The sequence below is a fragment of the Streptomyces sp. NBC_00009 genome (assembly GCF_045040855.1).
GTDB lineage: Bacteria > Actinomycetota > Actinomycetes > Streptomycetales > Streptomycetaceae > Streptomyces > Streptomyces aureus.
Genome location: NZ_CP108312.1, coordinates 4,748,149 through 4,766,163 on the forward strand (window position 1 = coordinate 4,748,149; position 18,015 = coordinate 4,766,163).

Annotated in this window: 9 protein-coding genes and 3 rRNA genes; 7 read left to right on the forward strand and 5 right to left on the reverse strand. The window is 67.3% G+C overall.

Annotated features, from left to right (window positions below):
• The first annotated feature begins 547 nt into the window (after window positions 1–547).
• The 3 genes from OHA58_RS21500 to rrf all read left to right on the forward strand — a co-directional run bounded on the left by OHA58_RS21500 (window position 548) and on the right by rrf (window position 5,718).
• A 16S ribosomal RNA gene (locus OHA58_RS21500) occupies window positions 548–2,075 on the forward strand.
• A gap of 313 nt (window positions 2,076–2,388) precedes the next feature.
• Window positions 2,389–5,512 (forward strand): 23S ribosomal RNA (locus OHA58_RS21505).
• An 89-nt stretch (window positions 5,513–5,601) separates the two neighbouring features.
• A 5S ribosomal RNA gene (gene rrf / locus OHA58_RS21510) occupies window positions 5,602–5,718 on the forward strand.
• Together the 16S, 23S and 5S rRNA genes form the textbook arrangement of a ribosomal RNA operon.
• A 131-nt stretch (window positions 5,719–5,849) precedes the next feature.
• Here the strand turns inward: rrf and OHA58_RS21515 are convergent.
• Genes OHA58_RS21515 through OHA58_RS21535 form a run of 5 tightly spaced genes read right to left on the reverse strand, consistent with a single transcriptional unit; the run spans window position 5,850 to window position 11,451 of the window.
• Complete coding sequence (locus tag OHA58_RS21515) at window positions 5,850–7,160, reverse strand: DUF58 domain-containing protein (protein ID WP_405480707.1); 1,311 nt, start codon at window positions 7,158–7,160, stop codon at window positions 5,850–5,852.
• Between the two features lie 17 nt (window positions 7,161–7,177).
• Window positions 7,178–8,170, reverse strand: a complete 993-nt coding sequence (locus tag OHA58_RS21520) for a MoxR family ATPase (RefSeq protein ID WP_199842108.1) — start codon at window positions 8,168–8,170, stop codon at window positions 7,178–7,180.
• Window positions 8,167–9,426 carry a DUF4350 domain-containing protein gene (locus OHA58_RS21525; RefSeq protein WP_405480708.1) on the reverse strand — a complete coding sequence of 420 codons (1,260 nt, stop codon included), beginning with the start codon at window positions 9,424–9,426 and terminating at the stop codon, window positions 8,167–8,169. Before OHA58_RS21525 ends, OHA58_RS21520 begins: the two co-directional genes overlap by 4 nt.
• Window positions 9,423–10,121, reverse strand: a complete 699-nt coding sequence (locus OHA58_RS21530; protein ID WP_405480709.1) for a DUF4129 domain-containing protein — start codon at window positions 10,119–10,121, stop codon at window positions 9,423–9,425. Before OHA58_RS21530 ends, OHA58_RS21525 begins: the two co-directional genes overlap by 4 nt.
• Before the next feature lie 4 nt (window positions 10,122–10,125).
• Complete coding sequence (locus OHA58_RS21535; protein WP_405480711.1) at window positions 10,126–11,451, reverse strand: hypothetical protein; 1,326 nt, start codon at window positions 11,449–11,451, stop codon at window positions 10,126–10,128.
• 140 nt (window positions 11,452–11,591) lie between these two features.
• On the opposite strand from OHA58_RS21535, the gene mtnA reads away from it, so the two are divergent.
• The 4 genes from mtnA to OHA58_RS21555 all read left to right on the forward strand — a co-directional run bounded on the left by mtnA (window position 11,592) and on the right by OHA58_RS21555 (window position 17,414).
• Window positions 11,592–12,740 carry an S-methyl-5-thioribose-1-phosphate isomerase gene (gene mtnA / locus OHA58_RS21540; protein ID WP_405480713.1) on the forward strand — a complete coding sequence of 383 codons (1,149 nt, stop codon included), beginning with the start codon at window positions 11,592–11,594 and terminating at the stop codon, window positions 12,738–12,740.
• 4 nt (window positions 12,741–12,744) lie between these two features.
• Window positions 12,745–13,434, forward strand: a complete 690-nt coding sequence (mtrA, locus tag OHA58_RS21545) for a two-component system response regulator MtrA (RefSeq protein ID WP_189491636.1) — start codon at window positions 12,745–12,747, stop codon at window positions 13,432–13,434.
• A 1-nt stretch (window position 13,435) separates the two neighbouring features.
• Entirely contained in the window at window positions 13,436–15,517 is a 2,082-nt protein-coding gene (gene mtrB / locus OHA58_RS21550; protein ID WP_405480715.1) for an MtrAB system histidine kinase MtrB, read from the forward strand.
• Window positions 15,518–15,611: 94 nt separating this feature from the next.
• Window positions 15,612–17,414, forward strand: a complete 1,803-nt coding sequence (locus tag OHA58_RS21555; RefSeq protein WP_405485092.1) for an LpqB family beta-propeller domain-containing protein — start codon at window positions 15,612–15,614, stop codon at window positions 17,412–17,414.
• Window positions 17,415–18,015: the final 601 nt, after the last annotated feature.

The following is an 18,015-nucleotide window of genomic DNA, read 5'->3' on the forward strand; positions in this document are numbered from 1 at the left end:
TTGACACAGCCAGCGTGGGGAGGTAGATTCGAACAGTTGCCCAGGAGCTCGACAGAGTGAGCGGCAACGATGTAGGATTTACTTAGTTCCCCGAAATTCTTTCGGAGGGGCGCCTACCGATAAATCGGAAAACGAACGCCGGTCAGTCCGGCTGAAAACTTCTGATAAAGTCGGAACCGCCGGAAAGGGAAACGCGAAAAGCCGAAAGGCCGGAGCGGAAACCTGAAAGGCACCGAGGAAATCGGACACGAAAGAGTCTGATAGAGTCGGAAACGCAAGACCGAAGGGAAACTGCCCGGAGGAAAGCCTGAGAGAGTCTCTCGGGTGAGTACAAAGGAAGCGTCCGTTCCTTGAGAACTCAACAGCGTGCCAAAAGTCAACGCCAGATTGACAACCCCGGCCCACCTTTGGTGGGTTGGAGGTTCCTTTGAAAAAGTCCTCACTCCCACACCGGGGTGAGGCGCACTAGCGAGGACGCAGTGAATCGTGGGGATTATTCCTCCCGACGGTTCCGCTCTCGTGGTGTAGTCCCGATTACGGGAAAACATTCACGGAGAGTTTGATCCTGGCTCAGGACGAACGCTGGCGGCGTGCTTAACACATGCAAGTCGAACGATGAAGCCCTTCGGGGTGGATTAGTGGCGAACGGGTGAGTAACACGTGGGCAATCTGCCCTGCACTCTGGGACAAGCCCTGGAAACGGGGTCTAATACCGGATAACACCCCCTCTCGCATGGGAGGGGGTTGAAAGCTCCGGCGGTGCAGGATGAGCCCGCGGCCTATCAGCTTGTTGGTGAGGTAGAAGCTCACCAAGGCGACGACGGGTAGCCGGCCTGAGAGGGCGACCGGCCACACTGGGACTGAGACACGGCCCAGACTCCTACGGGAGGCAGCAGTGGGGAATATTGCACAATGGGCGAAAGCCTGATGCAGCGACGCCGCGTGAGGGATGACGGCCTTCGGGTTGTAAACCTCTTTCAGCAGGGAAGAAGCGAAAGTGACGGTACCTGCAGAAGAAGCGCCGGCTAACTACGTGCCAGCAGCCGCGGTAATACGTAGGGCGCAAGCGTTGTCCGGAATTATTGGGCGTAAAGAGCTCGTAGGCGGCTTGTCACGTCGGTTGTGAAAGCCCGGGGCTTAACCCCGGGTCTGCAGTCGATACGGGCAGGCTAGAGTGTGGTAGGGGAGATCGGAATTCCTGGTGTAGCGGTGAAATGCGCAGATATCAGGAGGAACACCGGTGGCGAAGGCGGATCTCTGGGCCATTACTGACGCTGAGGAGCGAAAGCGTGGGGAGCGAACAGGATTAGATACCCTGGTAGTCCACGCCGTAAACGGTGGGAACTAGGTGTTGGCGACATTCCACGTCGTCGGTGCCGCAGCTAACGCATTAAGTTCCCCGCCTGGGGAGTACGGCCGCAAGGCTAAAACTCAAAGGAATTGACGGGGGCCCGCACAAGCAGCGGAGCATGTGGCTTAATTCGACGCAACGCGAAGAACCTTACCAAGGCTTGACATATACCGGAAAGCATCAGAGATGGTGCCCCCCTTGTGGTCGGTATACAGGTGGTGCATGGCTGTCGTCAGCTCGTGTCGTGAGATGTTGGGTTAAGTCCCGCAACGAGCGCAACCCTTGTTCTGTGTTGCCAGCATGCCCTTCGGGGTGATGGGGACTCACAGGAGACTGCCGGGGTCAACTCGGAGGAAGGTGGGGACGACGTCAAGTCATCATGCCCCTTATGTCTTGGGCTGCACACGTGCTACAATGGCAGGTACAATGAGCTGCGATGCCGCGAGGCGGAGCGAATCTCAAAAAGCCTGTCTCAGTTCGGATTGGGGTCTGCAACTCGACCCCATGAAGTCGGAGTTGCTAGTAATCGCAGATCAGCATTGCTGCGGTGAATACGTTCCCGGGCCTTGTACACACCGCCCGTCACGTCACGAAAGTCGGTAACACCCGAAGCCGGTGGCCCAACCCCCTTGTGGGGAGGGAGCTGTCGAAGGTGGGACTGGCGATTGGGACGAAGTCGTAACAAGGTAGCCGTACCGGAAGGTGCGGCTGGATCACCTCCTTTCTAAGGAGCACTTTGACTGCCAGACATTGTCTGGTGGTCCAAGAGCCATTTCGTCGGCAAATGTTCGACGGTGGTTGCTCAAGGGTGGAACGTTGACTATTCGGCACAGTGAGTTAGATGGGTTTGCCAGTACTGCTTCGGCGTGGAACGCGAATCACATCAACTGACTGGGTCGGGCACGCTGTTGGGTGTCTGAAGGTACGGCCGAAACGGTCGCCTTCAGTGCCGACCCCAGTGCACTCGGATCTGTTGGTTCGGGGTGATGGGTGGTTGGTCGTTGTTTGAGAACTGCACAGTGGACGCGAGCATCTGTGGCCAAGTTTTTAAGGGCGCACGGTGGATGCCTTGGCACCAGGAACCGATGAAGGACGTGGGAGGCCACGATAGTCCCCGGGGAGCCGTCAACCAGGCTTTGATCCGGGGGTTTCCGAATGGGGAAACCCGGCAGTCGTCATGGGCTGTCACCCATACCTGAACACATAGGGTATGTGGAGGGAACGCGGGGAAGTGAAACATCTCAGTACCCGCAGGAAGAGAAAACAACCGTGATTCCGGGAGTAGTGGCGAGCGAAACTGGATGAGGCCAAACCATATGCGTGTGATACCCGGCAGGGGTTGCGCATGTGGGGTTGTGGGATCTCTCTTTCACAGTCTGCCGGCTGTGAGACGAGTCAGAAACCGTTGATGTAGGCGAAGGACATGCGAAAGGTCCGGCGTAGAGGGTAAGACCCCCGTAGTCGAAACATCAGCGGCTCGTTTGAGAGACACCCAAGTAGCACGGGGCCCGAGAAATCCCGTGTGAATCTGGCGGGACCACCCGCTAAGCCTAAATATTCCCTGGTGACCGATAGCGGATAGTACCGTGAGGGAATGGTGAAAAGTACCGCGGGAGCGGAGTGAAATAGTACCTGAAACCGTGTGCCTACAAGCCGTGGGAGCGTCGCGCAAGGAACTTGTTCCTTGCGTCGTGACTGCGTGCCTTTTGAAGAATGAGCCTGCGAGTTTGCGGTGCGTTGCGAGGTTAACCCGTGTGGGGAAGCCGTAGCGAAAGCGAGTCCGAATAGGGCGATTCAGTAGCGCGCTCAAGACCCGAAGCGGAGTGATCTAGCCATGGGCAGGTTGAAGCGGAGGTAAGACTTCGTGGAGGACCGAACCCACCAGGGTTGAAAACCTGGGGGATGACCTGTGGTTAGGGGTGAAAGGCCAATCAAACTCCGTGATAGCTGGTTCTCCCCGAAATGCATTTAGGTGCAGCGTCGTGTGTTTCTTGCCGGAGGTAGAGCACTGGATAGGCGATGGGCCCTACCGGGTTACTGACCTTAGCCAAACTCCGAATGCCGGTAAGTGAGAGCACGGCAGTGAGACTGTGGGGGATAAGCTCCATGGTCGAGAGGGAAACAGCCCAGAGCATCGACTAAGGCCCCTAAGCGTACGCTAAGTGGGAAAGGATGTGGAGTCGCACAGACAACCAGGAGGTTGGCTTAGAAGCAGCCACCCTTGAAAGAGTGCGTAATAGCTCACTGGTCTAGTGATTCCGCGCCGACAATGTAGCGGGGCTCAAGCGTACCGCCGAAGTCGTGTCATTCATACACATATCCCCAACGGGAGTATGGATGGGTAGGGGAGCGTCGTGTGCCGGGTGAAGCAGCCGCGGAAGCGAGTTGTGGACGGTTCACGAGTGAGAATGCAGGCATGAGTAGCGATACACACGTGAGAAACGTGTGCGCCGATTGACTAAGGGTTCCTGGGTCAAGCTGATCTGCCCAGGGTAAGTCGGGACCTAAGGCGAGGCCGACAGGCGTAGTCGATGGATAACCGGTTGATATTCCGGTACCCGCTGTGAAGCGTCAAACATTGAATCAGGCGATGCTAAGTCCGTGAAGCCGTTCCGGACCCTTCGGGGAAAGGAAAGTGGTGGAGCCGACGGACCAGACTTGTAGTAGGTGAGTGATGGGGTGACGCAGGAAGGTAGTCCAGCCCGGGCGGTGGTTGTCCCGGGGTAAGGGTGTAGGGCGCTGTCTAGGTAAATCCGGACAGCATGAGCCTGAGACCTGATGCCGAGCCGATTGTGGTGAAGTGGATGATCCTATGCTGTCGAGAAAAGCCTCTAGCGAGTTTCATGGCGGCCCGTACCCTAAACCGACTCAGGTGGTCAGGTAGAGAATACCGAGGCGTTCGGGTGAACTATGGTTAAGGAACTCGGCAAAATGCCCCCGTAACTTCGGGAGAAGGGGGGCCATCACCGGTGATTGAATTTACTTCATGAGCTGGGGGTGGCCGCAGAGACCAGCGAGAAGCGACTGTTTACTAAAAACACAGGTCCGTGCGAAGCCGTAAGGCGATGTATACGGACTGACGCCTGCCCGGTGCTGGAACGTTAAGGGGACCGGTTAGTGCACTTTCGGGTGTGCGAAGCTGAGAACTTAAGCGCCAGTAAACGGCGGTGGTAACTATAACCATCCTAAGGTAGCGAAATTCCTTGTCGGGTAAGTTCCGACCTGCACGAATGGCGTAACGACTTCTCGACTGTCTCAACCATAGGCCCGGTGAAATTGCACTACGAGTAAAGATGCTCGTTTCGCGCAGCAGGACGGAAAGACCCCGGGACCTTTACTACAGTTTGATATTGGTGTTCGGTTCGGCTTGTGTAGGATAGGTGGGAGACTTTGAACTCTGGACGCCAGTTCAGGGGGAGTCGTCGTTGAAATACCACTCTGGTCGTGCTGGATGTCTAACCTGGGTCCGTGATCCGGATCAGGGACAGTGTCTGATGGGTAGTTTAACTGGGGCGGTTGCCTCCTAAAGAGTAACGGAGGCGCCCAAAGGTTCCCTCAGCCTGGTTGGTAATCAGGTGTTGAGTGTAAGTGCACAAGGGAGCTTGACTGTGAGACCGACGGGTCGAGCAGGGACGAAAGTCGGGACTAGTGATCCGGCGGTGGCTTGTGGAAGCGCCGTCGCTCAACGGATAAAAGGTACCCCGGGGATAACAGGCTGATCTTCCCCAAGAGTCCATATCGACGGGATGGTTTGGCACCTCGATGTCGGCTCGTCGCATCCTGGGGCTGGAGTCGGTCCCAAGGGTTGGGCTGTTCGCCCATTAAAGCGGTACGCGAGCTGGGTTTAGAACGTCGTGAGACAGTTCGGTCCCTATCCGCTGTGCGCGTAGGAATATTGAGAAGGGCTGTCCCTAGTACGAGAGGACCGGGACGGACGAACCTCTGGTGTGCCAGTTGTCCTGCCAAGGGCATGGCTGGTTGGCTACGTTCGGAAAGGATAACCGCTGAAAGCATCTAAGCGGGAAGCCTGCTTCGAGATGAGTATTCCCACCCCCTTTGAGGGGTTAAGGCTCCCAGTAGACGACTGGGTTGATAGGCCAGATCTGGAAGCCCGGTAACGGGTGGAGGTGACTGGTACTAATAGGCCGAGGGCTTGTCCTCAGTTGCTCGCGTCCACTGTGTTGGTTCTGAAACCACGAACAACCCCACGTTTGTCACAGAGCGTGGTGCGGTTGACAGTTTCATAGTGTTTCGGTGGTCATAGCGTGAGGGAAACGCCCGGTTACATTCCGAACCCGGAAGCTAAGCCTCACAGCGCCGATGGTACTGCAGGGGGGACCCTGTGGGAGAGTAGGACGCCGCCGAACTATTTTTGAAGAAACCCCCGTAACGGATGAGAATCCTGTTACGGGGGTTTTCTGCGTTCAGGGTCGGTCCCAGGGCGGTCCCCCCTTTTTCGGCCGGAACCCTTTTCAGGGCCCGGCCTTTTTCCTCATATTCAGAGTCGGCCTGCTGCCTTCAAAGCGAGGTAGGCGTCCGCCAGTGCCGGTGCGAGGTCGTTCGGGGTGGCGTCGACGACCGTGACGCCGTGACGGATGAGCAGTTCCGCCGTGCGGTGGCGTTCCGCTTGGGCCTGGGCCGCGGCGGCAGCGTCGTAGACCGCTTCTGTGTTTCCTCGGGAGCCGGCCATTTCCGCGATCGTCGGGTCCGCCACCGAAGCCACCAATACCGTGTGGCGTTTGGTGAGGCGGGAGAGGACCGGGAGAAGGCCCTCCTCCACGGGAGCCGCGTCGAGGCTCGTGAGGAGGACGACGAGGGAACGGCGGGGAGCTGTGTGCAGGGCCGCCGCGGTCAGGCCGCGGGCGTCCGTTTCGACGAGTTCCGGCTCCAGTGGAGCCATGGCGTTGACCAGGGCCGGCAGGAGTTCGCCGGCCGCGCGGCCCTGGACCAGGGCGCGGATACGGCGGTCGTAGGCGAGCAGGTCGACCCGGTCGCCGGCCCTGGAAGCCAGTGCGCCGAGGAGGAGCGCGGCGTCCATCGCCGCGTCGAGGCGGGGTGCGTCGCCGACGCGGCCGGCAGAGGTGCGTCCCGTGTCGAGGACGAGAAGGATGTGCCGGTCGCGTTCCGGGCGCCAGGTGCGGACCGCGAGTGTCGACTGGCGGGCGGTGGCGCGCCAGTCGATGGAACGGGTGTCGTCCCCGGGAACGTACTCGCGCAAGCTGTCGAATTCGGTGCCCTCGCCGCGGGTCAGGACGCTGGTGCGGCCGTCGAGTTCGCGGAGGCGGGCCAGTTTCGAGGGCAGGTGCTTGCGGCTGTGGAACGGGGGGAGGACGCGGACCGTCCAGGGGACGTCGTGGCTGCCCTGGCGGGTGAAGAGGCCCAGCGGGCCGTACGAGCGGATCGTCACCCGGTCGGCCTTTCGGCCACCCCTGCGGGTGGGGAGCAGACGGGTGGTGATGCGGCGGCGTTCGCCCGGGGGGATCGTCACGCGGTGGCGGGACGCCTCGACCTCGGTGCCGGGGAGCCAGCTGCTGGGAGGCCAGGCGTCGCGGAGCTGGGCGCGCAGGGGGCGGCGCGAGGGGTTGGTGACGGTGAGGGTGACGTCGGCCGGGTCGCCCAGGCGTACTGCGGTGTCGCCCGAACGGGTCAGGCGCAGTCGGCGTACCGGGGCGGCCAGGGCGAAGTCGCAGGCGCAGGCCAGGGCCAGGGGGGTGTTCACGGCCAGGATGCCGGTCCAGCTGGGCTCCCAGATGCCTACGGGGAGGGAGCCCAGGGCGGCGAGCAGGGCGGTGCGTCCGGTGAGGGCCATGGGTCCAGAGCCTTGCGTCAGCGGGGAACGGGGACGTGGGCCAGGATCGCGTTGATGACCGAGTCGGGCGTGACGCCCTCCATCTCGGCCTCGGGGCGGAGCTGGATCCGGTGGCGGAGCGTGGGCAGGGCGAGTGCCTTCACGTCGTCGGGGATGACGTAGTCGCGGCCCGTCAGCCAGGCCCAGGCGCGGGCCGTGGACAGGAGCGCCGTCGCGCCGCGCGGGGAGACGCCCAGGGTGAGGGACGGGGATTCGCGGGTGGCGCGGCAGATGTCGACGACGTAAGCCGTGATTTCGGGGGAGATCGAGGTCTTCGCCACGGCTGCCCGGGCGGTTTCCAGGTCGGCGGCGGTGGCTACGGGGCGTACGCCCGCGGAGCGCAGGTCGCGTGGGTTGAAGCCCTGGGCGTGTCGGGTCAGGACGTCGATCTCGTCCTGGCGGGAGGGGAGGGGGACCGTGAGCTTGAGGAGGAAACGGTCCAGCTGGGCCTCGGGGAGGGGGTACGTGCCTTCGTACTCGACGGGGTTCTGCGTCGCCGCGACGAGGAAGGGGTCGGGGAGTGGGCGGGGGGTGCCGTCGACCGTGACCTGGCGTTCCTCCATGGCTTCGAGGAGGGAGGACTGGGTCTTGGGCGGGGTGCGGTTGATCTCGTCCGCGAGGAGCAGGTTGGTGAAGACCGGGCCGGGCTGGAACGAGAACTCTGCGGTGCGGGCGTCGTAGACGAGGGAGCCCGTGACGTCGCTCGGCATCAGGTCGGGGGTGAACTGGACGCGCTTCGTGTCGAGTTCGAGGGAGGCGGCGAGGGCGCGTACGAGGAGGGTCTTGGCCACTCCGGGGACGCCTTCGAGGAGGACGTGGCCGCGGCAGAGGAGCGCCACGACGAGGCCCGTGACCGCGGGGTCCTGGCCGACGACGGCCTTGGCGATCTCCGCGCGCAGGGCCTCCAGAGACGCCCGTGAGCTGCGGGGATCTCCGGTGGGCCCGGCGTTGTCAGTGGTCGGGGCCATCATGAGTGGCGTACCTCTCTTTCGAGGGCGTCGAGTTGGTCGGCGAGGGCTGTGAGGGCCGCGTCGTTGGCGGGCGGCGGGCCGAAGAGGAGGGGGCGTGGGTCCTGGCCGGGGGTGTGGAGTGCGGCGGTCAGGGCGGGGAGCAGGGTCTCGGGCGTGTGGGCCTGTGACGGGGGGACGCCGATGAGGGGGGCGAGGCGGGTGCGGGTGGCGGTGCGCAGAGCGGAGGCGGCGCGGTCGCGGGCGTTGGCCTTGCGGTAGAGGCGGGCGCGTCCTTCGACGGCTTCGGAGGCTCGGATCGCCACGGGGAGGCGTTCGGGGACCAGCCGGCCGAGGCGGCGGCCGCGCCAGAACGCGGCGAGGACGGCTGCGACGAAGAGTTGCAGGGTGCCCCAGAGCCATCCCGAGGGGAGCAGGTCGAAGAAGCTGCGACGCTCGGAGTCGGTGGCCCGGGCGTCGTCGGAGAGTGAGGGGAGGTACCAGACCAAGTGGGGGCGGGAACCGAGGAGTTGCAGGGCGAGCGAGGCGTTGCCCTGCTTGTCGAGACGGTCGTTGAGGAGGATGTCGGGGGCGCCGATCAGGACGGTGTCGCCGCCCTTGGCCTCCGGCAGGCGCAGCAGGGTGGGGAGGCTTTCGCTGCGGTAGCAGGTGTCGGCGTCCACGGGGTACGTGACGTAGCGGCGGCCGCCGGTCTCGGCGTCGCCGGCGCGGCGGGCGGCGGACAGGGTGCAGCCGGGGCGTGCGAGTGCGTCGAGGCTGGGTCTGGGGTCCGCGGTGACGTCGGGGGCGAGGGTGCCGAGCGAGAGGGTGCCGGGGGCGATCAGGACGGTGCGGCCGCCGGAGTCGGTGGTGGCGGCGTGCAGTTGGGCCTGCTGGCGGTTGGTGAGCAGGTCCGGGGACGCGACCAGGACGGTGGTGTCGGGGCCTGCTGCGTTGCGGGCTTCGGCGGTGGTGGTGACCACGCGCGTGGAGACGCCCCGGTCGGACAGGAGTTGGGCGACGGCGCGGCTGCCGCCCGGGTCGGCGGAGCGCGGGTCGAGGCGGCCGTGGGCGGCGTCGGAGCGGACGAGCGCGATGGCGACGGCGGCGATGAGCAGGATCGCGGCGGCGATGAGCAGGCCGCGCGTGTGGGTCCAGAGCTGGCGTGGGGTGCGAGCCGTGGAGGTGACCGGTGTCTGCCCGCCCGGGTGCGCCGGTGGCGTGGAGTCCTGTGCGTTCGGCGGGGCAGCGCCGGGGGCCGTCGGATGCTGGGTGGTCACTCGGCGGCTCCTCTGGGGGCGCTGCCGGTGAGCGTGGGGGTGGTGCGGTCCAGTTCGGAGTCGAGCGTGGTGAGGCGCTCGTACGTCTGCGGGGTGGCGGTGCGGCCGCCGTATGTGACGTCGTCGAAGTCGCGGGCCGCGGTGCGCAGTCGGTCCGTGTGCGCGGGCAGGGTGCGGCCGGCTTCGGTGGCGGCCTCGTCGGCGGTGCGGCCGGGGCGCGGGTCGAGGAGTGCGCGTTCCTCCAGTGAGCGGACGATGGCGCGCATCCGTTCCTGCACGGCCTGGGTCCAGTGGCCCTGGGCGGCGTGTGCCTCGGCGGCCGCGCGGCGTTCGGCGGCAGTGCGGGGGCGGTCGTCGAAGAGCCTGGCGGTGGAGTGGGTGGAGCGGCGCGGGGTGCCCAGGCGCCACCACAGGGCGACGGCGAGGGCCACGACCGCGAGCACGATGACGAGCAGGCCGAATCCGCCGCCGGGGGTCGCCCCGGAGGCGGCGGAGAACAGTTTGTCGAGCCATTCCCAGAAGCGGTTGAGGCCCCGCTGGAGGAGGCTCGTGTCGTCCTGGTGGTACGCGGGCTCGGACAGCTCGCGTCGGGCCGCTTCCCGCGCGGGGTCGCGCCCGATCGTCACCGGTGGTTCGTCGCCGCCCGTGCGCGAGCGCAGCGCGGCAGCCCAGAGCACTCCCCCCGCCGGGCTCACCGCATCAGCTCCCCGGGGTGGGGCTCGTGGTGTCGCCGTAGCCCTGGAGGCCTGCCGCGCGGCCGAGTTCGAGGTCGAGGGCCTCGCGGCGGATGCGCTGGTCGATGTAGAGGAGCACGGTGACGCCCGCCGTGATCGGGAACGTGAGCATGGAGCCGATCACGGAGCCGACGCCGGTGACGATGAGGAACGTCCAGCCGAGGTCGCCGGTGCCGCCGTCGAGGAGTCCGCTGACGCCTTCGCCCCCGAGTGCGGCGGCGAGGAAGGTGAACGGGATGACGATGATCGACGAGACGAGTCCGGCGATGATCCCGGCCAGCAGCTGGATGCCGAAGACCCGCCACCAGGAGCCGCGGACCAGCTTGGCGGAGCGGCTCATCGACTTCAGGATGCTCTGCTTCTCCAGCATCAGGGCGGGCGAGGCGAGCGAGAAGCGGATCATCAGCCAGATTGCCAGGACGGCGCCGCCGAGGGCGCCGAGGGCGATGAGCGGGGAGCCGGAGTCAGAGGAGCCTATGACGGCCACGAGGATGCCGGGCAGCATGCAGACGAGCAGGACGGCGGCGGCGATGAGCGGCAGGAGGAGCGTCAGGCCGGCCAGCTTGAGGAGCTGGGGCTTGGCGTCCTTCCAGGCTTCCCCGATCGTCACGGACTTGCCGAGGACGGCCCGGCTGGTCACGGTCGTGAGCAGGGCTGTGGCGACGATGGTGCCGAGCAGGTAGACGATCTGGACGACGCCCGAGCTCAGCAGGGTGTCGCCGACGGCGCGCGTCAGTTCGCTCGCGGTCGCGCTCGGGTCGTCGAGGGCATCCGTGTTCGTCGAGTTGTTCAGGACGAGGCCCTGGAGGAGGACGACGACGAACTCGATGAGTACGGCCACGGAGAGCGAGATCCCGAGGACGGTGCGCCAGTGCGCGCGCATCGTCGACACGGCGCCGTCGAGGATCTCGCCGACGCCGAGCGGGCGCAGCGGGATGACGCCGGGCTTGGCGGCCTGGGGCCTGCCCTGCCAGGAGCCCCATCCGGCGCCGTAGCCACCGCCTGGGCCGCCGTAGCCGCCACTACCTCCGTAACCGCCGGGGCCCGTGGGGCCGCCGGGGGATCCGCCGCCCCAGCCCTGGGCCGGAGGCGACGGAGGGGGCGGGGTCTGGCCGGTGCCGGACGGGGCGGACCACTGCGCGGGCGGCGGCTGCTCCTTGGACCACTTCGGGTCGGGAGCGGCGTCCTTGCCGTCGCCGGTGTGGCCGTCCTGGCCGTCCTGCTCAGGCTGGTCGTCCTGGCCGTCGGAGGGGGCAGATCCGGGCGAGGCCCAGCCCGGAGTGTCGTTCATCGTCGCTCCTTCACGGTGCCCGTCCGCGGTCGCGGCGGCAGCTTGGCGCCCATCGTGCCACGGTGTGGCTCGGAGTTGACCGGGTGCCGTATGGGCTGCACACCTTCAATTGTCCGCCAGGTACGGGGCAGACTGGTCGGATGGCTGATCAGTACGCGCAAACCGGCGACGACAAGCGGCCCACCGACATACCCGTACTCCGATGGGAGGAGCCGGCCGAGGGGCCCGCGCTCGTCCTGCTCGACCAGACCCGGCTGCCCGTGGAGGAGGTCGAGCTGGTCTGCACCGACGCGCAGGCGCTCGTCCAGGCGATCAGAACGCTCGCCGTGCGGGGAGCGCCACTCCTCGGCATCGCGGGGGCGTACGGGGTCGCCCTGGCCGCGGCACGGGGGTTCGACGTGGACGAGGCGGCCCACGCGCTGGCCGGCGCGCGGCCCACCGCGGTGAATCTCGCCAGAGGCGTGCGCCGGGCTCTTGCGGCGTACCGCGCCGGGCTCGGGGGCGAGGGGGACCGGGAGCGGGCCGCCCGGGACGCACTCGCCGCCGCGCGGGCGCTCCACCGGGAGGACGCCGAGGCCAGCGCCGCCATGGCCGGGCACGGCCTCGCGCTGCTCGACGAGATGATGCCGGGCGGACAGCACCGGATCCTCACGCACTGCAACACGGGGGCGCTGGTCTCCGGGGGTGAGGGCACCGCGTTCGCGGTGGCGCTCGCCGCGCACCGGGTGGGACGGCTGACCCGGCTGTGGGTCGGCGAGACGCGGCCGCTGCTCCAGGGTGCGCGGCTCACCGCGTACGAGGCGGCGCGGGCGGGGATGGCGTACACGCTGCTCACGGATAATGCGGCGGGGTCGCTGTTCGCGGCCGGTGAGGTGGACGCGGTGCTGGTCGGGGCCGACCGGATCGCGGCGGACGGTTCCGTCGCGAACAAGGTGGGGACCTATCCGCTCGCGGTTCTTGCCAAGTACCACCACGTGCCGTTCATCGTGGTGGCGCCGGGTACGACCGTGGACCCGGACACCCCCGACGGAGCGTCCGTCGAGGTGGAGCAGCGGGCCGGACATGAAGTGACGGAGGTCACGGCACCCCAGGTGCCGATGGCCGGGGTTGAGGCGGGAGGCGTGTTTCCGGTGGCTCCGCTGGGGACGCAGGCGTACAACCCCGCATTCGATGTGACGCCGCCCGAGTTGGTGACGGCGATCGTCACAGAGTGGGGAGTGGTTTCCCCTGTGACAGCTGAAGGACTGGGCGAGCTGTGTGCCAGGTCACGCCAGGTAACGATTAAGTAATGGGATGATGTGGCCTATGAAGGGACGAGTCCTTGTCGTCGACGACGACACCGCACTGGCCGAGATGCTCGGCATTGTGCTGCGTGGTGAAGGTTTTGAGCCGTCGTTCGTAGCTGACGGCGACAAGGCGCTGGCCGCTTTCCGAGAGTCCAAGCCGGATCTGGTCCTTCTGGACCTGATGCTTCCCGGCCGGGACGGCATCGAGGTGTGCCGCCTGATCAGGGCGGAGTCCGGGGTGCCGATCGTGATGCTGACCGCGAAGAGCGACACGGTGGACGTCGTGGTGGGCCTCGAGTCGGGCGCCGACGACTACATCGTGAAGCCGTTCAAGCCGAAGGAGCTCGTGGCCCGTATCCGGGCGCGGCTGCGGAGGTCCGAGGAGCCCGCGCCCGAGCAGCTCGCCATCGGTGACCTGGTCATCGACGTGGCCGGGCACTCCGTGAAGCGGGAAGGGCAGTCGATCGCGCTGACGCCGCTGGAGTTCGACCTCCTGGTGGCGCTCGCCCGCAAGCCGTGGCAGGTGTTCACGCGTGAGGTCCTCCTCGAGCAGGTGTGGGGCTATCGGCACGCGGCCGACACCCGCCTGGTGAACGTGCATGTGCAGCGGCTGCGCTCGAAGGTCGAGAAGGACCCCGAGCGTCCGGAGATCGTGGTGACCGTCCGTGGCGTCGGTTACAAGGCCGGACCGAGCTGACATGTCCCGTGACAGTGCCGCTCCGGCACCCGGGGGGCCGGGAATCCGCTCGGGGCGGCCTGTGGGACCGAAGGCCGGGCGTGGCTCAGTGCTGCGCCGGGTCCTCGACGGCGGTCTGCTGCTCCAGGGCGGAATGAACGGCAGCCCCGTGCTGCGCCTGTTCACGCGCTGGGTGCGGCGGCCGCTGCTGCCCGCCATGCGCCTGTGGCGGCGCAACATCCAGCTCAAGATCGTCGTCACGACGCTCCTGATGTCGCTCGGCGTCGTACTGCTGCTCGGCATCGTCGTCATCGGCTCCGTACGCAACGGCCTGCTCGACGCCAAGGTGAAGGCGTCGCAGAGCCAGGCCGAGGGCGGCTTCCGGGCCGCCAAGGACAAGGCCGACACAGCCGCGGCCGGGGCGCGCGACGGGGCGACGACGGACAGCCGCGCCCCCCTGAACACGAACAACTGGATGAGCGAGCTGGTCACCCAGCTCTCCTCCGGCGGCCAGAGCGCCTTCGACGTGGTGACGCTCAGCCCGCCCGGGGCCGACAGCGGCGACAGCGTGCGCGGACCGCGGGCCTCCGGCGGCGTCCTCGACCCCAGCGTCCCCGACGACCTGCGCGAGCGGGTCGAGAAGATGACGGGCGCGTCCCAGGAGTACACGCGCATCGTCTACGAGGACGGCAAGGACTCCCAGCCCGGCCTCGTCATCGGCAAACAGATGACCGACCCGAAGGGCCACGCCTACCAGCTGTACTACCTCTTCCCGCTCACCCAGGAGGAGAAGTCGCTCGGCCTGGTCAAGGGGACGCTCGCCACGGCCGGGCTGTTCGTCGTGGTGCTGCTCGGCGCCATCGCCTGGCTGGTCGTACGGCAGGTCGTCACGCCCGTACGGATGGCCGCAGGCGTCGCCGAGAGGCTGTCCGCCGGACGCCTCCAGGAACGTATGAAGGTCACCGGCGAGGACGACATCGCCCGGCTCGGTGAAGCCTTCAACAAGATGGCGCAGAACCTGCATACGAAGATCCAGCAGCTCGAGGATCTCTCGCGCATGCAGCGACGCTTCGTGTCCGACGTGTCGCACGAGCTGCGGACGCCGCTGACGACGGTGCGCATGGCCGCCGACGTGATCCATGACGCGCGCGTGGACTTCGACCCGGTCACCGCGCGGTCGGCGGAACTGCTCGCCGATCAGCTGGACCGGTTCGAGTCACTCCTCTCGGACCTCCTCGAGATCAGCCGCTTCGACGCGGGCGCGGCCGCCCTGGAGGCGGAGCCGATAGACCTGCGGGAAGTCGTACGGCGTGTGGTGGGCGGCGCCGAGCCGCTCGCCGAGCACAAGGGCACGCATGTGCGGATCGTCGGGGACCAGCAGCCCGTGGTCGCCGAGGCGGACGCCCGGCGCGTGGAGCGCGTCCTGCGCAATCTCGTCGTCAACGCCGTGGAGCACGGCGAAGGCAAGGATGTGGTGGTGCGGCTCGCCGCTGCCGGCGGCGCGGTCGCCGTCGCCGTACGCGACTACGGCGTGGGCCTGAAGCCCGGCGAAGCCACCCGCGTCTTCAGCCGCTTCTGGCGCGCCGACCCGGCACGCGCGCGTACCACCGGCGGTACGGGCCTCGGCCTGTCCATCGCCCTCGAGGACGCCCGGCTGCACGGCGGCTGGCTCCAGGCGTGGGGCGAGCCCGGCGGCGGCTCGCAGTTCCGGCTGACGCTGCCGCGGACGGCGGACGAACCCCTGCGCGGGTCCCCGATACCGCTGGAGCCGGAGGACTCGCGGCGCAACCGCGGCCTGAGTGAGGCGGGGCTCCCGCTCGGCGGGGGCGCCGGCAAGCTCGCGACAGTTCCGGCGCAGACAGCGGGCGCGTCCCGCGTGCCGTCGCCCGTACCGGCGAAGGAACCGGCCGCACCCCGGTACGCGGTCGATCCCGCGGCGCTGCCCGGGAACGGCTCGCGGGTCGTGGCCCGCGGCGACACCGCCGCACCGGCGGCACGCAGTCAGGACGCAAGGGGTCCGGAAGGGCTCTGGGAAGAGCAGGCCGGACCGGCCGAGGGGGCCGGCGGCAGCGGCGAGGGAAGTGGGGGCGGGCGTGCGCGGTGAGCGGGGGCGGCCACCGTTGGCCGGACGGCGGCGCGGGCTGCGTACAGGTGTGCTGCTCGGCTGCGGCGCAGTGGTGCTCAGCGGCTGCGCGTCCATGCCGGACAACGGCGGACTCCAGGCCGTGGAGGCGTCGCAGCGGCCCGACTCGCAGGTGCGCGTCTTCGCGATGCCGCCCCGTGAGAACGCCGGGCCCGTCAGCATCGTCGAGGGCTTCCTCGAGGCGCTGACCAGCGACGATCCGCAGTACACGATGGCGCGCAAGTACCTCACGGAGAAGGCCGCCAAGGGCTGGCACCCCGAGGAGCGCACCACCGTCCTCACGGACGGACCGAGCACAGGACCGGCGAGCAGGCCCAGCGCCGGTGACGAGGGCCGTACGTTCAGACTGAGCGGCCATCAGGTCGCGTTCGTGGACCAGCAGCAGGCGTACCGGCCCGACGGCACCTCGTACAGCAAGACGCTGCACCTCGTGCAGGAGAACGGGCCCAAGGGCAAGCAGTGGCGCATCGACGGGCTGCCGCAGGGCGTCGTCCTCGGGCAGTCCGACTTCCAGCGCATCTACCAGTCCGTCAACAAGTACTACTTCGCGCTGGACGAGGAGTCCTCCGGCGGTGGCGCGCAGAGCGGTGGGGGATCGGGTTCGGGTTCGGGTTCGACCAGCCGTCAGAAGAGGCTGGTCGCCGACCCCGTGTACGTACGTCAGTGGATAGACCCCCTCACGCAGACGGTGCGGGCCCTTCTTTCGGGTCCCACGCACTGGCTGAACCCGGTCGTGACCACGACGTTCCCCTCCGACACGCGGCTGCGCAAGGGCGTGAAATCCCTCGCGCCCGACGACGAGAACAATCTGAAGGTCCCGCTGAACGCGAAGGCCGACCACGTCGGGCAGGCCCGCTGCAAGGAGATGGCCGCCCAACTCCTGTTCTCCCTGCGGGATGTGACGTCGGCGAACGTGTCGCAGATCGAGCTCGAGCGGTCGAACGGGTCGCAGCTGTGCGTCCTGAGCGAGAGCGACGCCGAGGCGCTCGTGGAGCCGCGCACCTCCGGGCCCTCCGACGACCAGTACTTCCTGGACGACAAGGGACGGCTCGTACAGATGTCGGGCGCCTCCCGCACCGCGAAGGAGCCTGAGCGGGTGCCGGGGCCGCTCGGCGACGGCGAGCAGCGGATGCGCTCGGTCGCCGTCTCGCGCGACGAGACGCAGGCCGCGGCGGTGTCGAACAACGGCAGCGCCCTGTTCGTCGGGTCGCTCGTGGCGGGCGCCTCGCTCGGCGACCCTGTCGTACGCAGCAGCGCCAAGTCCGAGAAGGACCGGCTGACGACACCCAGTTGGGACGGACTCGGCGACCTGTGGGTGGCCGACCGCGACCCGAAGAAGCCACGGCTGCTGATGTTCGGCCGGGGCATGGCGGACGAGATCCACGAAGCCGACGTCTCCGGTCTCGACGGCGGGCGCATCGAGGCCGTGAAGGTGTCGGCCGACGGAGTGCGGATCGCGCTGCTCGTGGCCGAGAAGGGCAAGACCACGCTGCGGATCGGGCGCGTCGAACGCGACTCCGGACCGGACGGCAAGCTGTCGGTCTCGGTCGACGAACTGCGCGCCGCGGCACCCCAGATGGAGGAGGTCACGGCCATGTCGTGGGCCAGCGGAAGCCGACTCGTGGTCGTCGGACGCGAGTCCGGGGGCGTGCAGCAGCTGAGTTACGTCCAGTGCGACGGCTCGGCGCCGACGGGGCAGGCGCTGCCCGGCCTGACGGGCGTGAAGGAGATCGCGGCGTCCGAGGACGACCGCCTGCCACTCGTTGCCCACTCGGACGACGGGATCGTCAGGCTGCCGCCAGGTCTGCCGTGGCAGACGGTGCTCAAGGACGGGACGGCGCCGGTCTACCCGGGGTAGAGGGAGCTGAGGGGCGGCGGGACGGCATGAAATACGCCGTTCTCCCTCCCGCCGGACGGAGTTGAGTCCTCCGATTGCAACGGAGTGTGCCCGTCCGGGAGTTGTCCACAGGGGGTTATCCACAGGGGTGGTCGCAGCGCGCCCCTCTTGGCACAGTGGTGGACATGCGGGGGTGGTTGCAGGACCTCGGAGATCTTGTGCTGCCGGCCGAGTGTGGAGGCTGCGGTCGGCCGCGTACGGCGCTCTGCGCGCGCTGCGGGGACGCCCTGTGCGGCGGTGCCCCGGGCCGGGTGCGGCCGAGCCCTGAGCCGCCCGGGCTGCCGGTGGTGCACGCGGCAGCTCCGTACCAGGACGCGGTACGGGCCGTACTGCTCGCGCACAAGGAGCGGGGGGCGCTGGGTCTCGCGGAGCCCCTGGGCGCGGCCCTCGCGGGGGCGGTGCGGGCGGGGCTGAGTGAAGCGGGGGGTGGGGGAGGGGGCGGGGGTGGGGGCCCCGCAGACGGGCGCACACGGGCCTATGGACGTACACAGGCACACGCGCGTACGCAGCGAGACATGCACACCCAGGTACGTGGCGTGCGTGGCCAAGCAGGTGCGCGGGC

Bases quoted from the DNA above. Each gene is read 5' to 3' on its own strand.
- OHA58_RS21520 (WP_199842108.1), bottom strand. From the start codon at position 8,170: ATGATGGCCCCGACCACTGACAACGCCGGGCCCACCGGAGATCCCCGC.
- OHA58_RS21535 (WP_405480711.1), bottom strand. From the start codon at position 11,451: ATGAACGACACTCCGGGCTGGGCCTCGCCCGGATCTGCCCCCTCCGAC.
- mtrA (WP_189491636.1), top strand. From the start codon at position 12,745: ATGATGTGGCCTATGAAGGGACGAGTCCTTGTCGTCGACGACGACACC.
- OHA58_RS21555 (WP_405485092.1), top strand. From the start codon at position 15,612: ATGCCGGACAACGGCGGACTCCAGGCCGTGGAGGCGTCGCAGCGGCCC.
- mtnA (WP_405480713.1), top strand. From the start codon at position 11,592: ATGGCTGATCAGTACGCGCAAACCGGCGACGACAAGCGGCCCACCGAC.
- mtrB (WP_405480715.1), top strand. From the start codon at position 13,436: ATGTCCCGTGACAGTGCCGCTCCGGCACCCGGGGGGCCGGGAATCCGC.
- OHA58_RS21515 (WP_405480707.1), bottom strand. From the start codon at position 7,160: ATGGCCCTCACCGGACGCACCGCCCTGCTCGCCGCCCTGGGCTCCCTC.